This window comes from Paenibacillus methanolicus (assembly GCF_008124765.1).
Taxonomy (GTDB): domain Bacteria; phylum Bacillota; class Bacilli; order Paenibacillales; family Paenibacillaceae; genus Paenibacillus_Z; species Paenibacillus_Z methanolicus.
Window position 1 is genome coordinate 201,890 of the sequence record NZ_VNHS01000012.1, and the last position, 14,819, is coordinate 216,708.

Genomic DNA, 14,819 nt, shown 5'->3' on the forward strand with positions numbered 1-14,819 from the left:
TGGTGCAAGCGGGACCGCATGGGCCCAACACGAGGGCGAAACGGGCCGGAGCCTTAGGCGGAAGCCGGACAGCGGCCCTTCGATTTGGCAAGCAGGGACTCGTGGAACGCGTTCAGGTCGGCTTCGCCGTTGCTTGCGATCAGGAACGGCTCTTGCTGACGCGAGCAGAAGGTGACGGCGATGGCGGAAGACGGCGCGTCCTCGGCGCCGCTTCGCGACAAGCGCATGTCGAGGTACGGAATAAGCTCGATCACTTCGTAATCGGCATCCACGACGAGCAAATAGTTCTCGCCGGCGATGTACGTGTAAGGAGAGCTTAGATAAGTGGAAACGGTGGTCATGAGGGTTGTGGATTCTCCTACGGTTCGGATTATTCGCGGCCTTGCGGGGAGCGAGGTTCGATGGGTTTTGGAAACCATGGAGTACATTGTATCTCGGCGAACGACGGTTGTAAATGGATGAAATATGAGGGATTTTGTCGAAAAAAGCGCTGGCCGCAAATTCGGCGGACAGCGCGTAGAGGACTTGCTTATTGCAAGGCGGAAGCGTGCCGGGTTAGACGCTCGGATAGCTGCAAGCTTATCTCTGGCCGCGGCAACTTCCTCGGTTTGTACCGCCTGTTCTTGGCTGGGCGACGCGAATTCGAAGGTGGCTTGGGCGATGCCGCGGGTTTCGTGCTTTATGCTGCGATCAGCGGCTCCTTAAGCCAAAACCCGGCCGAAACACGAATCGTGCTATCCTAGTCGATATGTATCGCGATGACGCCTTTTATTTCACAAGCGCAAGCTGTTCTCCCGGCTGGAGAGCGAGGCCTTCGATTCCTTGCTCCTTCAGTTGTGCGGTGAAGGCTTCCGTATCCTGCACGATGCCTGGGAATGTGCTGTGATGAACCGGGATCACGTTCTTTGCTTGCAGCCACTTTGCGGCAATCACGGCATCCTTAGGTCCCATTGTGTAAAAATCCCCGATCGGCAGTACCGCGTAATCAATATCATGAAGCTCGCCGAACATTTTCATATCTCCGAACAACGACGTATCGCCGGCATGATAAAGCGTAACTCCGTTCCAATCCAAGACGAATCCACCGGGCATGCCTGCATAGACGATGCTTTGCGTAGCGTCATCGATAATGGAAGAGCTGTGGAAGGCGTGAACAAGCTTTGCTTTCGCAAATCCCAAGTCCACCGTTCCTCCGATGTTCATTCCGATCGTCTTCAAGCCCTTCCATGCATAATAGGCAGCGAGCTCGAAGGTGGCGACGATGGTCGCATCGTTAGCTCTGGCGATCGCTTCCGCGTCGGCCGTGTGATCGGAGTGTCCGTGCGTGAGCAAGATGTATTGAACTTGAATGTCCTCGGCTTGGCTTTGGCAACGGGATTGCCGCTCAGGAACGGATCGATGACGATCGAGTGCTCTCCATCCGAGATTTGAATGCAAGAGTGTCCGTGAAAAATAAGGTTCATTTGTTCTCTCCCCCACTTATACTCGTTATTAGTCGATTGACGACGATTTGAGTATATTCTTTGTTTCTTTTTTTGTCAAATTAAGATAAAATGACGATAGTAAGGATTCTGGGAGGAGATCAAGACCGAATGCTTTCAATCGAGAAGCAGATACTTTTCCTGCTGACAAAAAAGCGTTGCATGCATGCGAAAGAATTAATACAAATTTATACGAAGCGCGGATATAAAGAGCAGTCGATCCGGAACGTTTTATCACGAATGAAGAAAGAAGAGTATATTCATGCGGAAGAGCGCTCCCTGTATTCCTTAATGGACAAAGGGGAGCAGTTCCTATCCTTCGTGAACCGGAAACCGCTGCAATACGATGTGGACTGGAACCGCAAATGGTATTTCGTGCACTTCGAGGTACCGGAGCCGGAGCGGCAAAGAAGGGATCTATTCCGAATGCAGCTGATGCAGCTAGGCTTCGGTCAACTATATAAAGGCGTATATGTCTCCCCTTGGGATTATAGAAAGCAGCTGTTGTCCTTGATTCATGCGGCCTCCATGGATGAATACGTCACGATCTCGGAAGCGTCCATCTTGTTTAGGGATATTACCTCCGAGCGGGCAGCCGATATTTGGCCTCTGGCCGACATCCATCGCCTGTATCAGGAAAAGCGGCAGTGGTATCAAAACGAATTCGTGCCGGCTTTAGATAAGGAAATCAGAGGCGCGATGGATCCCTTGGAGCTGTTTGTCCTTTATTTGCATGTCGGAGAGGTGATCAGCGAGATTAGCCTTAGGGACCCCATGCTTCCGTTGGCTCTGCTTCCAGACGATTGGATGGGTCATCGCGTAATCGCCGAGTTGTATCGTTCGTTTCAGACGTTCGCCACGCTCATCCCCAGTTCTTCAATCTATTATCCATTCCTCGTGTGAAATTTTCATCGGATTAGCACGGATCGCCCGCGTATCTTGCGGGTTGGCCGCAGCCCGTTGCGGGCGGCCTTCTTTCCATTTGGTTTTCGTCTCTGGCAAGAGACCGCCGAGGCGGCGCTCCTTCCTTGAAGGGGCGCGGTTCTCCGTTTCCGGCGCGCCGCAGCCTGATTTTGACGATGCCCTGCCGGGGCGAAATATGGTAGGATAGAAGATACATTGTTGCGATATTTACACCGAAAAGCGCCAATATGACTTCGCAGTAGGCGAGAGGAAGGAACGAGGACGATGACGCGTTTTGCGGAACAAGAGACGGGAGTATTCCCTTCGGTGTGCTCGCTGGACTGCCCGGATCAATGCGGGCTGCTTATTCATAAAGATAACGGCCGGATCGTCAAGGTCGAAGGAGATCCTTCGCACCCGGTGACGCAGGGCAAAATATGCAATAAAGTACGGAACGTGGCGGAGAGGCTATACGATCCGAAACGTCTGCAATACCCGATGAAGCGCGTCGGCAAGAAAGGCGAAGGCAACTTCGAGCGCATCACGTGGGATGAAGCGATCGAGACGATTACGAGCAAGTGGAAGACGCTGATCGCCGAGGAAGGGCCGGAGTCCATCATGCCGTATTCGTTCTACGGCAACATGGGGATGATCGGCACGGAGGGGTTGGACCGCCGGTTCTTCCACTACATGGGCTCCACCCAGCTCGAGTATACGATTTGTTCGGCGGCGGGATCGCAAGGATATGGCTACACGATGGGCGGCAGCGTCGGCACCGACCCCGAGGAGACGGTGAACGCGAAGCTGATCGTCATGTGGGGCATCAACGCGGCATCCACGAACATGCACCAAGTCATGCTCGCGGAGAAGGCGCGCAAGAACGGGGCGCAGATCGTCGTTATCGACGTGCACAAAAACCAGACGGGCCGCTGGGCGGACTGGTTCATTCCGATCCTGCCGGGCACGGACGCCGCGCTGGCGCTGGGGCTCATGCATATTTTGTTCGCGGAGGGCATGGCGGACGAGGCGTTCCTGCAGCAATATACGGTGGGCGCGGAGGAGCTGCGCGAGCAGGTGAAGCCTTATACGCCGGAGCTGGTTTCGTCGATCACGGGCGTGTCGGTCGAGGATATCTACAAGCTAGCCCGCTTGTACGGCGGCACGCATCCGTCGTTCATCCGGATCGGCAACGGGCCGCAGCACCACGACAACGGCGGCATGTGCATCCGGACGATCGCCTGCCTGCCCGCGGTGACAGGCGCGTGGCGGCATCAAGGCGGCGGCGCGATCAAAGGCAACGGCGGCTATCTCGAGCATAACGTGCGCGCGCTGCAGCGGCCGGATTTGCGCAAGAACAAGTCGGCGCGGCGCGTGAACATGAATTTGCTCGGCCAGGCGCTGACGGAGCTGGATCCGCCGGTGCGCGCGATGTACGTGTACAACAGCAACCCGGCCGTCGTGGCCCCGGATGCGAACAAGGTGCGGCAGGGACTCGAGCGAGAGGATCTGTTTACCGTCGTGCACGAGCTGTTCCTGACGGAAACGGCCAAGTATGCCGACATCGTGCTGCCGGCGACGTCCTCGTACGAGAACTTGGATTTCTACGCGTCGTATTGGCATCACTACGTGCAGATTCAAGAGCCGGTCATGCTGCCCTACGGCGAGAGCAAGTCGAATACGGCCGTGTTCCGGCTGTTGGCCGGGGCGATGGGCTTCGAGGAGCCGGCGCTGTACGATTCCGACGAGGACTTGATTCGCCAGTCGCTGGCCGATTCGGGCAATCCGGTGCTTGCGGGCGTAACGTACGAGTCGCTCGTGGAGCATCAATTCGTCCGCGGCCAAGTGCGTCCGCTGCTCGAGACCGGCTTCCCGACGCCGAGCGGCAAGATCGAGCTGAAGTCGGAGACGATGGCGCGCAGAGGCTACTCGGCGCTGCCCACGTACACGCCGCTCGTCGAGGACGGCGACCTGCCGTTCTTGTATATCCCGGCGCCCAACCACAATTTCTTGAACTCGACGTTCTCGCATAACGAGAAGCACGTGCGCCTGGAGAAGACGCCGAAGCTCCACATGAACGAGACGGACGCTTCGGCGCGCGGCATCGCAACCGGCGACCGGATCCGGGTGTGGAACGATCGCGGCTCCTGCGTCTTGACCGCCGCGGTCGGCGCGGACCTGCTGCCGGGCGTCGTGCTGAGCCAAGGGTTGTGGGCCGACGATCCGGAGCGCGGCGGCGACACGCTCAACGCGCTCACCCCGGCCCGCGTCGCCGACATGGGCGGCGGCGCCACCTTTTTCTCCGGCCGCGTGGACGTGGAGAAGGTCGGGTAAGGAGAAAGGCTATCGGAGAAGAGGAAGATATTCTCCGGCGTGATTTTACAAGTTCGGGAACCTCGGTTAGTTGCGGCTAACCGGGGTTATTTTAGTAGAAGAACCATAACCGGTAGGAGCGAGATCGTGAAGAACATCAAGCTATTCAATGTCATTGCCATCGTGATCGGGGCGGCGATCATGGGGTTCGGCATTAATTATTTCAATATCGCCAACGGGCTGGCCGAGGGCGGGATTATGGGCGTATCGCTCATCCTGAACTATTTGCTCGGCTGGAATCCGGGCCTCTCCAGCTTTCTAATCAACATTCCGCTGCTGCTCATCGGATGGAAGGTGATGGGGAGGACGAGCTTCATCTATGCCATCATCGGCGCGGTATCGCTGTCGTTTTTCCTGTATGCGTTCGAATTCGCCTCCAAGAAGCTGGACGATCCGCTGCTGGCGTCGCTTTACGCGGGCGCTTTCGTCGGGATCGGGCTGGGCATCGTGTTCCGCTACGGCGGGATGACGGACGGGATGGACGTCGTCGCGCTGCTGTGCCGGCAGTACTGGGGATGGAGCCTCGGCAAAACGCTGTTTCTGACCGACATGATCATCATCGTCCTGTCGCTTATCTATCTCGACCTGCAGCGTGCGATGTACACGCTGATCGCGATTACCGTCGGCGCGAGGCTGATCGATTTCGTGCAGGAAGGGTCGTATTCGGCGAAAGCGGTGACGATCATCTCGAACGAGCCGGACAAAATCGCCGCCGCCGTGCTGCGGCAGATGAAGCGGGGCGTCACGTTCCTCAGCGGCAAAGGCGCCTACACGCGGGAGCCGAAGGAGATTTTGTACTGCGTCATCAGCCGCAACGAGACGGGCAAGCTGAAGAACATCGTCAAAGAGGCCGATCCCGAAGCGTTCGTCATTTTCAGCGACGCGCACGAGGTGGTGGGCAAAGGTTGGAGTTAGGGCAACCTCTCGCTTGCGATGTCGTACGGGGATTTCGATGTATGGCAGACCGTGTTATTCGGCCCTCTCATTGAGGGCCTTTGGTGTCTTAGCGCCATTCTCGAAGGCTTTGATATAATTCTTCTGATCTTTCGTAAAAACATAGCCGCGTCGTTCATAGAATCGGTGGGCTGCCGCTCGGCTCGGATGGGTAAGGAGCTTGATGCCGGAGTAGCCGGATCGTTCGCCCCACTGTTCGAGATGGGCGATCAAGCGGCCGCCGATCCCCTGATTGCGAAGCTCGGCGCTGACGACGAAACCGAGGATGTTGACGAGGGAATCGGCAAACAGCAATTCGTGCGGGCTGCCGTGAATGTAGCCGACGACGCGGCCGTTTTGCTCAAATACAAAGATTTTATCGTTCGTCTTCTTCGCAATGATGTCGATCTTCCGCCTGACCTGCTCTTCGCCGAAAGCGCGGAAATTCGGGTTGAAGTCTTGATTCAGCGCATAAATGTCGCACGCATCGGCTGCCTGGATTTCTCGGATCGTGTAGGTTGTCATCATCGCAACGCCTCGTTTCGTTAAAATCGGTTCTGCTCTTCCTGATGATAACGGTAACGAGGAATGACGAAATTGGCAAGGACAATCGCGATGCGCGCAAACGGCCCATTGTTACGCCATCACCTGATTCGCGGTGGCTTGAGAGAGGAGAGGATCCGAATGACTCGCAACCGGTGGCTGATCCTAGCCAACGTATCGGTCGGCACCTTCATGGCGACGCTGGACGGCAGCATCGCCAACGTGGCGCTGCCTACGATCTCGGCGGAGCTGGACGCGCCGATCCATGTCGTGCAGTGGGTGCTCACCTGCTATTTGCTGGCCATCTGCGCGACATTGCCGATCGCGGGCAAAATTTCCGACCTGTTCGGACGGGGCCGAATTTATAATTACGGCTTCGTTGCCTTCGCCATCGGTTCGGCGATGTGCGCGCTGGCTGACTCGCTCGCGCTCTTGATCGTCGCCCGGATCATTCAGGCGCTCGGCGCTTCCTGTCTGATGGCCAACAGCCAAGCGATCGTGGCGGAGGCGTTCGGCGCGAACGAGCGCGGCCGGGCGATGGGGATCACGGGCACGACGGTATCGCTCGGTTCGCTATCGGGACCGGCGCTTGGCGGCATTCTGGTCGGGCAGCTGGGCTGGGAATCGATTTTCTGGATTAACGTGCCCATCGGGATTATCGGTTTCTTGGCGGGCTTGTACCTGCTGCCCAGGGCAAAGGCCGCGAAGAAAGGGGAGCCTTTCGATTACGCGGGCTCAGTGCTGTTCATGACCGGCATGGTGTTATTCCTGTATGTGCTCCCCAATGCACAAGATTGGGGCTGGCGATCCGGATTGACGCTGGTCGGCGGCTTAGGCTCGGTGTTACTGCTAACCGCGTTCTATCTATACGAGCGGCGGCTGACGTATCCGATGCTCGACTTCAGCCTCTACCGCATCCGCGCCTTCGCCGTGGGGAACACGACGGCGCTGCTCTCGTTCGTCGCGTTGTTCTGCATGAACGTCATGATGCCGTTCTACATGCAGAACGTGCTCGGCTACTCGCCCGAGCAGACCGGCTATACGATGATGGTCAATCCGCTGACGATGGCGGTCATCGCGCCCATCTCCGGCCGGCTGTCGGACCGATTCGGGCCGAATTGGCTGACGACGGCGGGCCTGCTCATCAACGCATCGGCATTCGCGCTGCTGAACACGCTGACGGCGGACGAGAGCGCGTGGGTGCTTGCCGCGCATCTGGCGCTGTTCGGGCTAGGCGGCGGTTTATTCCAATCGCCGAACAATGCGAGCGTCATGGGGGCGGTACCGAAGCCGAAGCTCGGCACCGCAGGGGGGTTGAACGCGCTCGTGCGCAATATCGGGATGGTGACGGGGATCGCGGTGAGCGTCTCGCTCTATTCGTCCGTGCTCGGCCATTGGACGGGGCAGGGCGGCGAAGCTTCCGCTAAGCCGGACAGCGGCGCGATGCTGACCGCGCTGCACGCCGTGTTCTGGACCGCCGCGGGCATCTGCCTGCTGGCGCTGTTCGTCTCGGTCCGCCGCTTCTCCGGCCGTGCCGCGCGGACGGACGGCGCATAATCAAACAAGAAGAGCCGCTCATGCTGACGTTCGCAGCAGGAGCGGCTTTTTTGGCTGTGCTCAGCAACCAGCCAATAGGACTGGGGGCCGATGGTCCTTTTGTATATCCATTCGCGATTATCGCACAACTAGCGTCCCGTTTCGGCAACGCCTTGCGACGCAAGTGATTAAGCGGTTACATTTCACAAACAATTTATTGATACATTACGTAGCTAATAATATAATTAAGTTGGCGGACGGACTTTCGACACGGTTCCAAGCAGCATTAGACCGCTATCCCGGCATTAACCGTAACTTATGAAGGGTATACCACCGACGGAAAGGATGTCTCGCTTGGGCACGAAGAAACGGATCGTATCATTGGGGTTAGTCGCACTTTTGTTATGTTTAGCGCTCGCGCCGTTCTCGGCGATGGCCGCCGCGGGCGAGCCTGTATTCAAGCTAACGCTTAGTCCGGAGAAACCGGTTGCGGGCGGACAAGCAACCGTGACCGTCACGGGCGAAAATTTGACGGATCTGTACGGCTTCGAGCTGAACGTCGCTTACGATCCGAAGCTGTTGAAGTACGTGAAGACGGTCAGTCCGATCGCGGGCTTCTCCGTGCCGAAGGCGGAGGAGAGCGGGAAACTGATGTTCGCCCACGTCAAAATCGGCAAAGAAGCGGGTGACAACGGCACCGTCCAACTGGCAACCGTCACGTTCGACGTGCTTGGGGAAGCGGCGGCTTCGGCGAAGCTATCGCTCGGCGACGTGAAGCTGGTCAAGAGCGACCTGACCTCGGTGACGGTGAAAGCCGGCGCGGAGCTTACGCTTCCGATCTCGGCGAAGACGGGCGCGGCGATCGCATTCAAGGATATTACGGGGCATTGGGCCAAAGCGTCCATCGAGAAGGCTGCCGCGCTCGGCATCATCACGGGCTACGATGACAGCACGTTCCGACCGCAGGCGAAGGTGACGCGGGCGGAGTTTACGGCGATGATCACGCGGGCGTTCGCGCTGAAGCCGACGAACGGCGTCACGCCGAAGTTCGCCGACGCGGGAGAGATCCCGCCCTGGGCCAGCACGTATATCGCCGAAGCGGCGGCCGCCGGCGTCGTATCGGGTTATGCCGACGGGTCGTTCCGGCCGGATCAGCTGATCACGCGGGCGGAGATGACGGCCATTATCGTGCGTGCGGCCGGCATTGCGACGGATCCCGCCGCGCAGCCGACGTTCGCCGATGCGAACCAAATCGCGGCATGGGCGAAGCCGGGCGTCGCGGCCGCGGTGAAAGCCGGCATCGTCAAAGGGAGCGCGGGCAACCGTTTCGCGCCGCTCGATCAGGCGAGCCGGGCCGAAGCGGCGGTCATGCTCGTCGGCGCGGTGGAGTATATCAAGGCGACAAAATAAATGCGAAGAAGCCTCCGGTCCGCTTGGGAAAGCGCGTGCCGGAGGCTTTTTGTAATCATATGGCAATTTTGTTTGTGCTCACCACAACATAAAGGACTTGCAATTAACGTCAGGCTACTTAGCAAGATTCCCTAATTCTATGACGTAATCGTCATCAAAGCCTGGATGATTTCGTATGCTCGTTGCTAATTCTTTACACATCTTACGTAGTCGAGGCGTCAGAATGTCGGAACTACGGACGCATTGCATGTAATACTCGAACTCATAATGTTCTTCATTACCCCATATGGCATGGTCCATTAAAGCGATTAGCCGTTCTAAAGCAGCTTGTGCAAAGTCACTGCCAAAACGTTTCAAAGAGAGAAAGACCCCATATTCGATCTTGCTAAAAGCATAAGATTTAACGTTCTTATAATAGGAATCGTGAACGGCGGCCATCCAGTGATCCAAACATTCGCCAACCGTAGACTTTTGGTATCTCTCAACCTCTCGTTCACAGTAATCGTCTTGCATTTGTAACTGCGGAAACACCTCGTAAAACAATCCGGAACCAATCGCCTGCCGAATTGTTATGGCGTAATCTAAATCTTCATTTTCTGTGACGGAATAGGCAATGAAATTCTTTGTTTTATGGAGCGAGGCGAAAGCTTCCTCTCGAATGAGACGCTTCACGGCTTGCAAGGCAAGAAGTTGGTAACCTTCTTCAATAATGCCTGCCTCGAACGCTACTTGAGGTACACTGGAAACTCCACCAGGTTTTGGGTAGCCATCCGGATGTCCGAATCTGGAGATGCCGATGGTTACGAATTGCTGGATGACTTTACCGTAGTCGCCCATATGTTTCTCTCCAAATTGAAAGGCGAAATCGCCAGGGTTGTACTTGATCCAAGCGACATAATCAGAGTCTGGCTCCGTATATCGTGAAAGGTTCGTAGAAAACCAGCTCGTAGTGTTGAGATAGACAGAGAAACCATACTGCTCTTCTGGATGGAGAACGAAAACATACACCTCTTCATTTACGGAACTTTGAGAGAAATCTTTCAAGATTTGCTTGCATCCTTCCGCTAAAGCATGCACGAAGTCCTCAGCCGTAATAATTCGTATGCCATCAGGAACGGATAAGTCGTAACTAATCTGTTCGTCATCAACATGCAGGATATAATAGCCCTCTTGCTTTGCTGGAATACGTTCTTCCAGCAACATGCCTAGCTGTACATAATAGGTATTCATTACGATGATTCCTCTCTATGTAGAATAGGAAACGCCAATAAACAAAGGTCAGGTTCTTTCGCTATCCTCAGATCCGCTGCCCAGCATCGCAAGAAATCGTTCCGCCGCGACCGGAAGCGACTGTTCCGCTCGTATGGCGATGCCGACGGAACGGGGCGGAATCGGCTCCTTCACCTGAAGCTCGAACAGCCTTCCTTCCTCCAGCTGCGATTCCACATAGGCGCGCGTAAGGAAGGCGGCGCCGTAGCCCCGCTCGGCCAACTCGATCAGCATGTCGAGCGAGTTCAGCTCGATATCGACTTCCGCGGAGAGGCCGTGCGAAGCAAGCCACTGGTCGACGAACCGCCGGGTGCTGCTGCCGGGCGAGTACAGGAGGAGCGGCACGCGCGTTAATTCCAAGGCGGTCATGGGACTCGCGGCTAATTCCCGGTATGCGTGACCGACGACGAAACAATCTTGCACCGTCTGCAGCTGCGTCACCGTAAGCTCCGGATCGGTCAGCGGCAAGTGGACGAAGCCGATATCCAGTTCGCCGCTCTTCAGCCGCTGCCGGATATCCGGCGTGCTGCCTTGGGAGAGGCGAATGCGGATGCCGGGATAATCGGCGCGCATCCGGTCGAGCGCGGGCAGAATCAGGTGCTTGATCATCGGGCCGCTCGCCCCGATGCGCAGCTCGCCGCTCGCCAGATCTTTCAGTGCGCGCAGCTTATGCTCGCCGGCTTCGAGCAGCGCGAACGATTTCTCCACGTAGTCGAGCAGCTCCCGGCCCTCCGTCGTGAGCGACACGCCCTTGGGCAAGCGGTCGAACAGCTTCACGGCCAGCGTGCTCTCGAGCTGCTTGATCGCGTAGCTGACGGACGGCTGCGTAATATGCAGCTCCTGCGCGGCTTTCGTCAAATTGCCGAGCTTTGCGGTCGCAAGAAAAATCCGGTACCACTCCGTGCTGATCATCCGATTGATATAGATCACCTCTATGGAAAGGCTTCTGAATTTCAATTTCTTAAATGTCTTAAACCGAATTATAATGGACATAACCATTCAGGTAAAGGACGTTTAGGGGGAAGAAACAAATGGCAGGCAGCACATACGGAGAGGTATTCAAAGTGACGACGTTCGGCGAATCGCACGGGATCTCGGTCGGCGTCATCGTGGACGGCGTCACGCCGGGCGTCGAGCTCGACCCGACGTACATCCAGAAGCAGATGGACCGCCGCAAGCCGGGGCAGTCGTCGGTGACGACGCCGCGCAAGGAGTATGACACGATCAATATCGTATCCGGTATTTTCGAAGGCAAAACGACCGGCACGCCGATGTGCATTATTCTGCAGAACACCGACATGCGTCCGGAAGCGTACAGCGACATTCAGAACGCGTTCCGTCCGGGCCATGCGGATTTCACGTATCTCGAGAAATACGGCATCCGCGACCATCGCGGCAGCGGCCGGGCATCCGGTCGCGAGACGGCGGGACGCGTCGCGGCGGGCGCCGTCGCGCGCAAGCTGCTCGAGCGCCGCGGCGTCTCGATCGTCGCGTTCACGAAGATGCTCGGCGGCATCGAATGCGAGACGTTCGACGAGAGCGTCATCGAGGAGAATCCGGTCCGCGCTTGCGATCCGGTCGCGGCCGAGCGGATGATTAGCAAGATCCACGAGCTGGCGGCCGTCGGCGACAGCTGCGGCGGCATCGTCGAATGCCGCATTCGCGGCGTGAAGCCGGGCCTTGGCGAGCCGGTATTCGACAAGCTCGACGCGGAGCTGGCGAAGGCGATGCTGTCGATCGGCGCCGTGAAAGGCATCGAGTTCGGCGCGGGCTTCGCGGCGGCGGGCATGAACGGCAGCGAGCATAACGACGAGATGGACGCGAACGGCTACCGCACGAACAACGCGGGCGGCATTATCGGCGGCATCAGCAACGGCGCCGAGATCGTCTTCCGCATCGCGGTCAAGCCGACGTCGTCGATCTCGCGTCCGCAGCAGACGATGAACATTTTCGGCCAGGAGCAAACGATCGAGACGCACGGACGCCACGATCCGAGCATCTGTCCGCGCATCGTGCCGGTCGTCGAGGCGATGGCGTGCCTCGTGCTCGAGGACATGTACAAGCGGCAGGCGGCGCTGCACGACTAAGACAGAAGAGAGCCGGTTTGGGGAGCGAGAGCTTGCCGGGCCGGCTTTTTTTTGCGTCTATTTATAGAGTAGAAAGAATAATTTCGCAATTCCAGAAGGGAATTCGCTTTTATTTGTAAAAATTAGTAAGCGGCCCTGGGCGTGCTGGGATAATAGGCGATGGCTAGGGTTTCCCAATAAGCGCGTACAATACCCTATCTCTTCAATCCCGCTGTTACAGGTGTCAACAAGAGACCCAAATCAAGATCCAATTCAAGTTTGGCGATACATGGGATTACGAATATCTAGTGCAGGATGAGATAAAATGGGGCGGCAACGATATCGGGAGGAAGGGACTTCGAAAGGTTGTTTTGGATGGGGTAGCCGAACCATGCGAGAAGTGTACGGAGATCGTAGATTACTTGATCTTTGTTGTAAGCGATAGTATCCAATCGGTAGAGGAGAACGATGGACGTTATGGTTTTAGCGCCTCGGAAGGTTACTACGTCGTCCTTGAACCGTAGCACACGAGAAAGCGGGGCGGGTTATCTGTGATGAAGTAACGGCAACAGCACCACAATCCCGCAACGCCAAAAAGGCTCGAGACCGGCACCACGCCTATCTCAAGCCTTCTTTTATTTCTTCGCCCACAGCGACTCGATCTCTTCCAGCGACCGACCCTTGGTCTCCGGCACGACGCGCCACGTGAACAGCACCGTGAACAGCGACATGAAGCCGAATACCCAGAAGGTCGAGGCTGCGCCGAACGAGTCGAGCATCGGCGGGAACGATTGCGAGACGACGTAGTCGGCCGCCCACAGCGCCATGGAGGCGATGGCCGTCGCCCGTCCGCGGATGCGGTTCGGGAAGATCTCCGACAGCATGACCCAGACGACCGGGCCGAGCGACACCGCGAACGACGCGACGTACAACAGGATGAAGATTAGCACGAGCGGACCGGACGTGTGGCCCGTATGGAACGCCATCCCGATGACGGCGAGACAGACGGTCATGGACGCGGAGCCGACGAGCAGCAGCGCCTTCCGGCCGACTTTGTCGATGAGCCACAGCGACAGGATCGTGAACAGGAAGTTGATCAGGCCGACGAGGATCGTCTGGTAGAGCGACGCGTTCGTGCCGGCGCCCGTCTCCTTGAAAATCTCCGGCGCGTAGTACATGACGGCGTTAATGCCGGTCACCTGCTGCAGCACCGCGATCACGACGCCGACGATGAGCGCCAGGCGCAGGCCGGGGCTGAACAGCTGGCGCAGCGAAGAGTTCTCTTCCTTGAACGACGCCTTGATGTCGAGCACTTCTTGGCGCGCGCCCTCCTCGCCGTGAATGCGGACCAGTATCGGCAGCGACTCGGCCGCGCGGCCTTGCTTGATGAGCCAGCGCGGGCTCTCCGGCACGAAGAACAGCAGCACGAGGAACAGCAGGCCGGGAATCGCGCCGACGCCGAACATCCAGCGCCAACCGTTCTCGATATCCCAGGCGTGATCGCCGTAGCCGGCAATCGCGGAATTGATGAAGTAGGTGATGAAAATGCCGGTCACCGTCGCCAACTGGTTCAACGCAACCAGACGGCCGCGGTATTTGGCCGGCGCGATCTCCGCATTATAGAGCGGGCAGAGCGTCGAGGTGAACCCGATGCCGATGCCGCCGATCATGCGGGCGATGATGTAGCCGGTGAACGTAGTCGGGAACGCCGAGCCGACCGAGCCGACGACGAACAGCAAGGCGGCGACGATGAGCACCTTTTTGCGACCGAACCGGTCGCTCGCGACGCCGGACATCGCGGCGCCGACGACGCAGCCGACGATGAGACAGGACACCGCCCAGCCGACTTGCACCTGGCTAAGCGCGAACTTCTCCTCCATGAACCCGATGGCCCCCGACACGACGGCCGTGTCGAAGCCGAACAATAAGCCGCCGAGCGCGGCGACGATCGAAACTAGCGTGACGAATTTCATGCTAACCCGCTCCGTAGCGGGAGGTTGAATAGCTGCTTCCACGGTTGTGACTCCTCTCGAATTAAGCTGGCTCGGCCATTATAGCATGCGGTGGCGCGGCGGAATCGGCGCATAAACAGCACTATTACGGGCAGTTGCCGCAATAAATTGCGGTCGCCGCGGCGGCGCTTTCCGAGATGACGGCGGGCTAGCATTATTTTGAGGTGGAGGCGAAAATAGTGCTGGCGCTCGGTCGGGTACGGACGGGTGGAGGGGCGACTCCGGCCGTTTACAGACTCTTCATCGCGGCGCTACGAAATCTCTACAACACCCTAACGCCGCCCGAATAAACCGGG

11 protein-coding genes and 1 pseudogene are annotated in these 14,819 nt (G+C 57.6%); 6 read left to right on the plus strand and 6 right to left on the minus strand.

The genetic code is table 11. The features are described from left to right. Positions 1 to 53: 53 nt before the first annotated feature. Entirely contained in the window at positions 54 to 341 is a 288-nt protein-coding gene (locus BCM02_RS28585; RefSeq protein ID WP_148932555.1) for a hypothetical protein, read from the minus strand. A 427-nt stretch (positions 342 to 768) separates the two neighbouring features. Beyond that, positions 769 to 1,463, minus strand: a pseudogene (locus BCM02_RS28590) (metal-dependent hydrolase). A 258-nt stretch (positions 1,464 to 1,721) separates the two neighbouring features. Between BCM02_RS28590 and BCM02_RS28595 the strand changes: the two are divergent. The 3 genes from BCM02_RS28595 (at position 1,722) to BCM02_RS28605 (ending at position 5,669) form a co-directional block, all read left to right on the plus strand. Further along, complete coding sequence (locus BCM02_RS28595) at positions 1,722 to 2,384, plus strand: PaaX family transcriptional regulator C-terminal domain-containing protein (protein ID WP_187434456.1); 663 nt, start codon at positions 1,722 to 1,724, stop codon at positions 2,382 to 2,384. A gap of 285 nt (positions 2,385 to 2,669) precedes the next feature. After that, the gene (locus BCM02_RS28600; RefSeq protein WP_148932557.1) at positions 2,670 to 4,715 is read left to right on the plus strand and encodes a molybdopterin oxidoreductase family protein; all 2,046 of its coding nucleotides are present in this window, start codon (positions 2,670 to 2,672) and stop codon (positions 4,713 to 4,715) included. Between the two features lie 123 nt (positions 4,716 to 4,838). After that, positions 4,839 to 5,669, plus strand: coding sequence for a YitT family protein (locus BCM02_RS28605; protein ID WP_148932686.1), 831 nt, complete (start codon positions 4,839 to 4,841; stop codon positions 5,667 to 5,669). 54 nt (positions 5,670 to 5,723) lie between these two features. Here the strand turns inward: BCM02_RS28605 and BCM02_RS28610 are convergent, their stop codons facing one another. Next, a complete protein-coding gene (locus BCM02_RS28610; RefSeq protein WP_342791372.1) occupies positions 5,724 to 6,215 on the minus strand; it encodes a GNAT family N-acetyltransferase in 492 nt (163 codons plus the stop codon). 156 nt (positions 6,216 to 6,371) lie between these two features. Here BCM02_RS28610 and BCM02_RS28615 point away from each other — a divergent pair, with 156 nt between their 5' ends. Next, on the plus strand, positions 6,372 to 7,787 hold the full coding sequence (locus BCM02_RS28615) for an MFS transporter (protein WP_246183598.1): 1,416 nt from the start codon (positions 6,372 to 6,374) through the stop codon (positions 7,785 to 7,787). A 333-nt stretch (positions 7,788 to 8,120) separates the two neighbouring features. Beyond that, positions 8,121 to 9,176: an S-layer homology domain-containing protein gene (locus BCM02_RS28620; RefSeq protein WP_187434457.1), complete on the plus strand. Its 1,056-nt coding sequence runs from the start codon at positions 8,121 to 8,123 to the stop codon at positions 9,174 to 9,176. A gap of 114 nt (positions 9,177 to 9,290) precedes the next feature. On the opposite strand, the gene BCM02_RS28625 is transcribed toward BCM02_RS28620, so the two are convergent. Both BCM02_RS28625 and BCM02_RS28630 read right to left on the minus strand, forming a co-directional pair. After that, positions 9,291 to 10,406, minus strand: coding sequence for a DUF4303 domain-containing protein (locus tag BCM02_RS28625; RefSeq protein ID WP_148932559.1), 1,116 nt, complete (start codon positions 10,404 to 10,406; stop codon positions 9,291 to 9,293). 48 nt (positions 10,407 to 10,454) lie between these two features. Beyond that, positions 10,455 to 11,375, minus strand: coding sequence for a LysR family transcriptional regulator (locus BCM02_RS28630; protein ID WP_342791373.1), 921 nt, complete (start codon positions 11,373 to 11,375; stop codon positions 10,455 to 10,457). Between the two features lie 101 nt (positions 11,376 to 11,476). Between BCM02_RS28630 and aroC the strand changes: the two genes are divergently transcribed. Continuing rightward, on the plus strand, positions 11,477 to 12,532 hold the full coding sequence (aroC, locus tag BCM02_RS28635; protein WP_148932560.1) for a chorismate synthase: 1,056 nt from the start codon (positions 11,477 to 11,479) through the stop codon (positions 12,530 to 12,532). Between the two features lie 614 nt (positions 12,533 to 13,146). Here aroC and BCM02_RS28640 read toward each other — a convergent pair. Further along, on the minus strand, positions 13,147 to 14,526 hold the full coding sequence (locus tag BCM02_RS28640) for a sugar porter family MFS transporter (protein ID WP_281288250.1): 1,380 nt from the start codon (positions 14,524 to 14,526) through the stop codon (positions 13,147 to 13,149). Positions 14,527 to 14,819 lie beyond the last annotated feature (293 nt).

Excerpts from the sequence above, each read along its gene's own strand:
- BCM02_RS28585 (WP_148932555.1), bottom strand. The coding sequence starts at position 341 with ATGACCACCGTTTCCACTTATCTAAGCTCTCCTTACACGTACATCGCC.
- BCM02_RS28595 (WP_187434456.1), top strand. The coding sequence starts at position 1,722 with ATGAAGAAAGAAGAGTATATTCATGCGGAAGAGCGCTCCCTGTATTCC.
- BCM02_RS28600 (WP_148932557.1), top strand. The coding sequence starts at position 2,670 with ATGACGCGTTTTGCGGAACAAGAGACGGGAGTATTCCCTTCGGTGTGC.
- BCM02_RS28610 (WP_342791372.1), bottom strand. The coding sequence starts at position 6,215 with ATGATGACAACCTACACGATCCGAGAAATCCAGGCAGCCGATGCGTGC.
- BCM02_RS28615 (WP_246183598.1), top strand. The coding sequence starts at position 6,372 with ATGACTCGCAACCGGTGGCTGATCCTAGCCAACGTATCGGTCGGCACC.
- BCM02_RS28625 (WP_148932559.1), bottom strand. The coding sequence starts at position 10,406 with ATGAATACCTATTATGTACAGCTAGGCATGTTGCTGGAAGAACGTATT.
- aroC (WP_148932560.1), top strand. The coding sequence starts at position 11,477 with ATGGCAGGCAGCACATACGGAGAGGTATTCAAAGTGACGACGTTCGGC.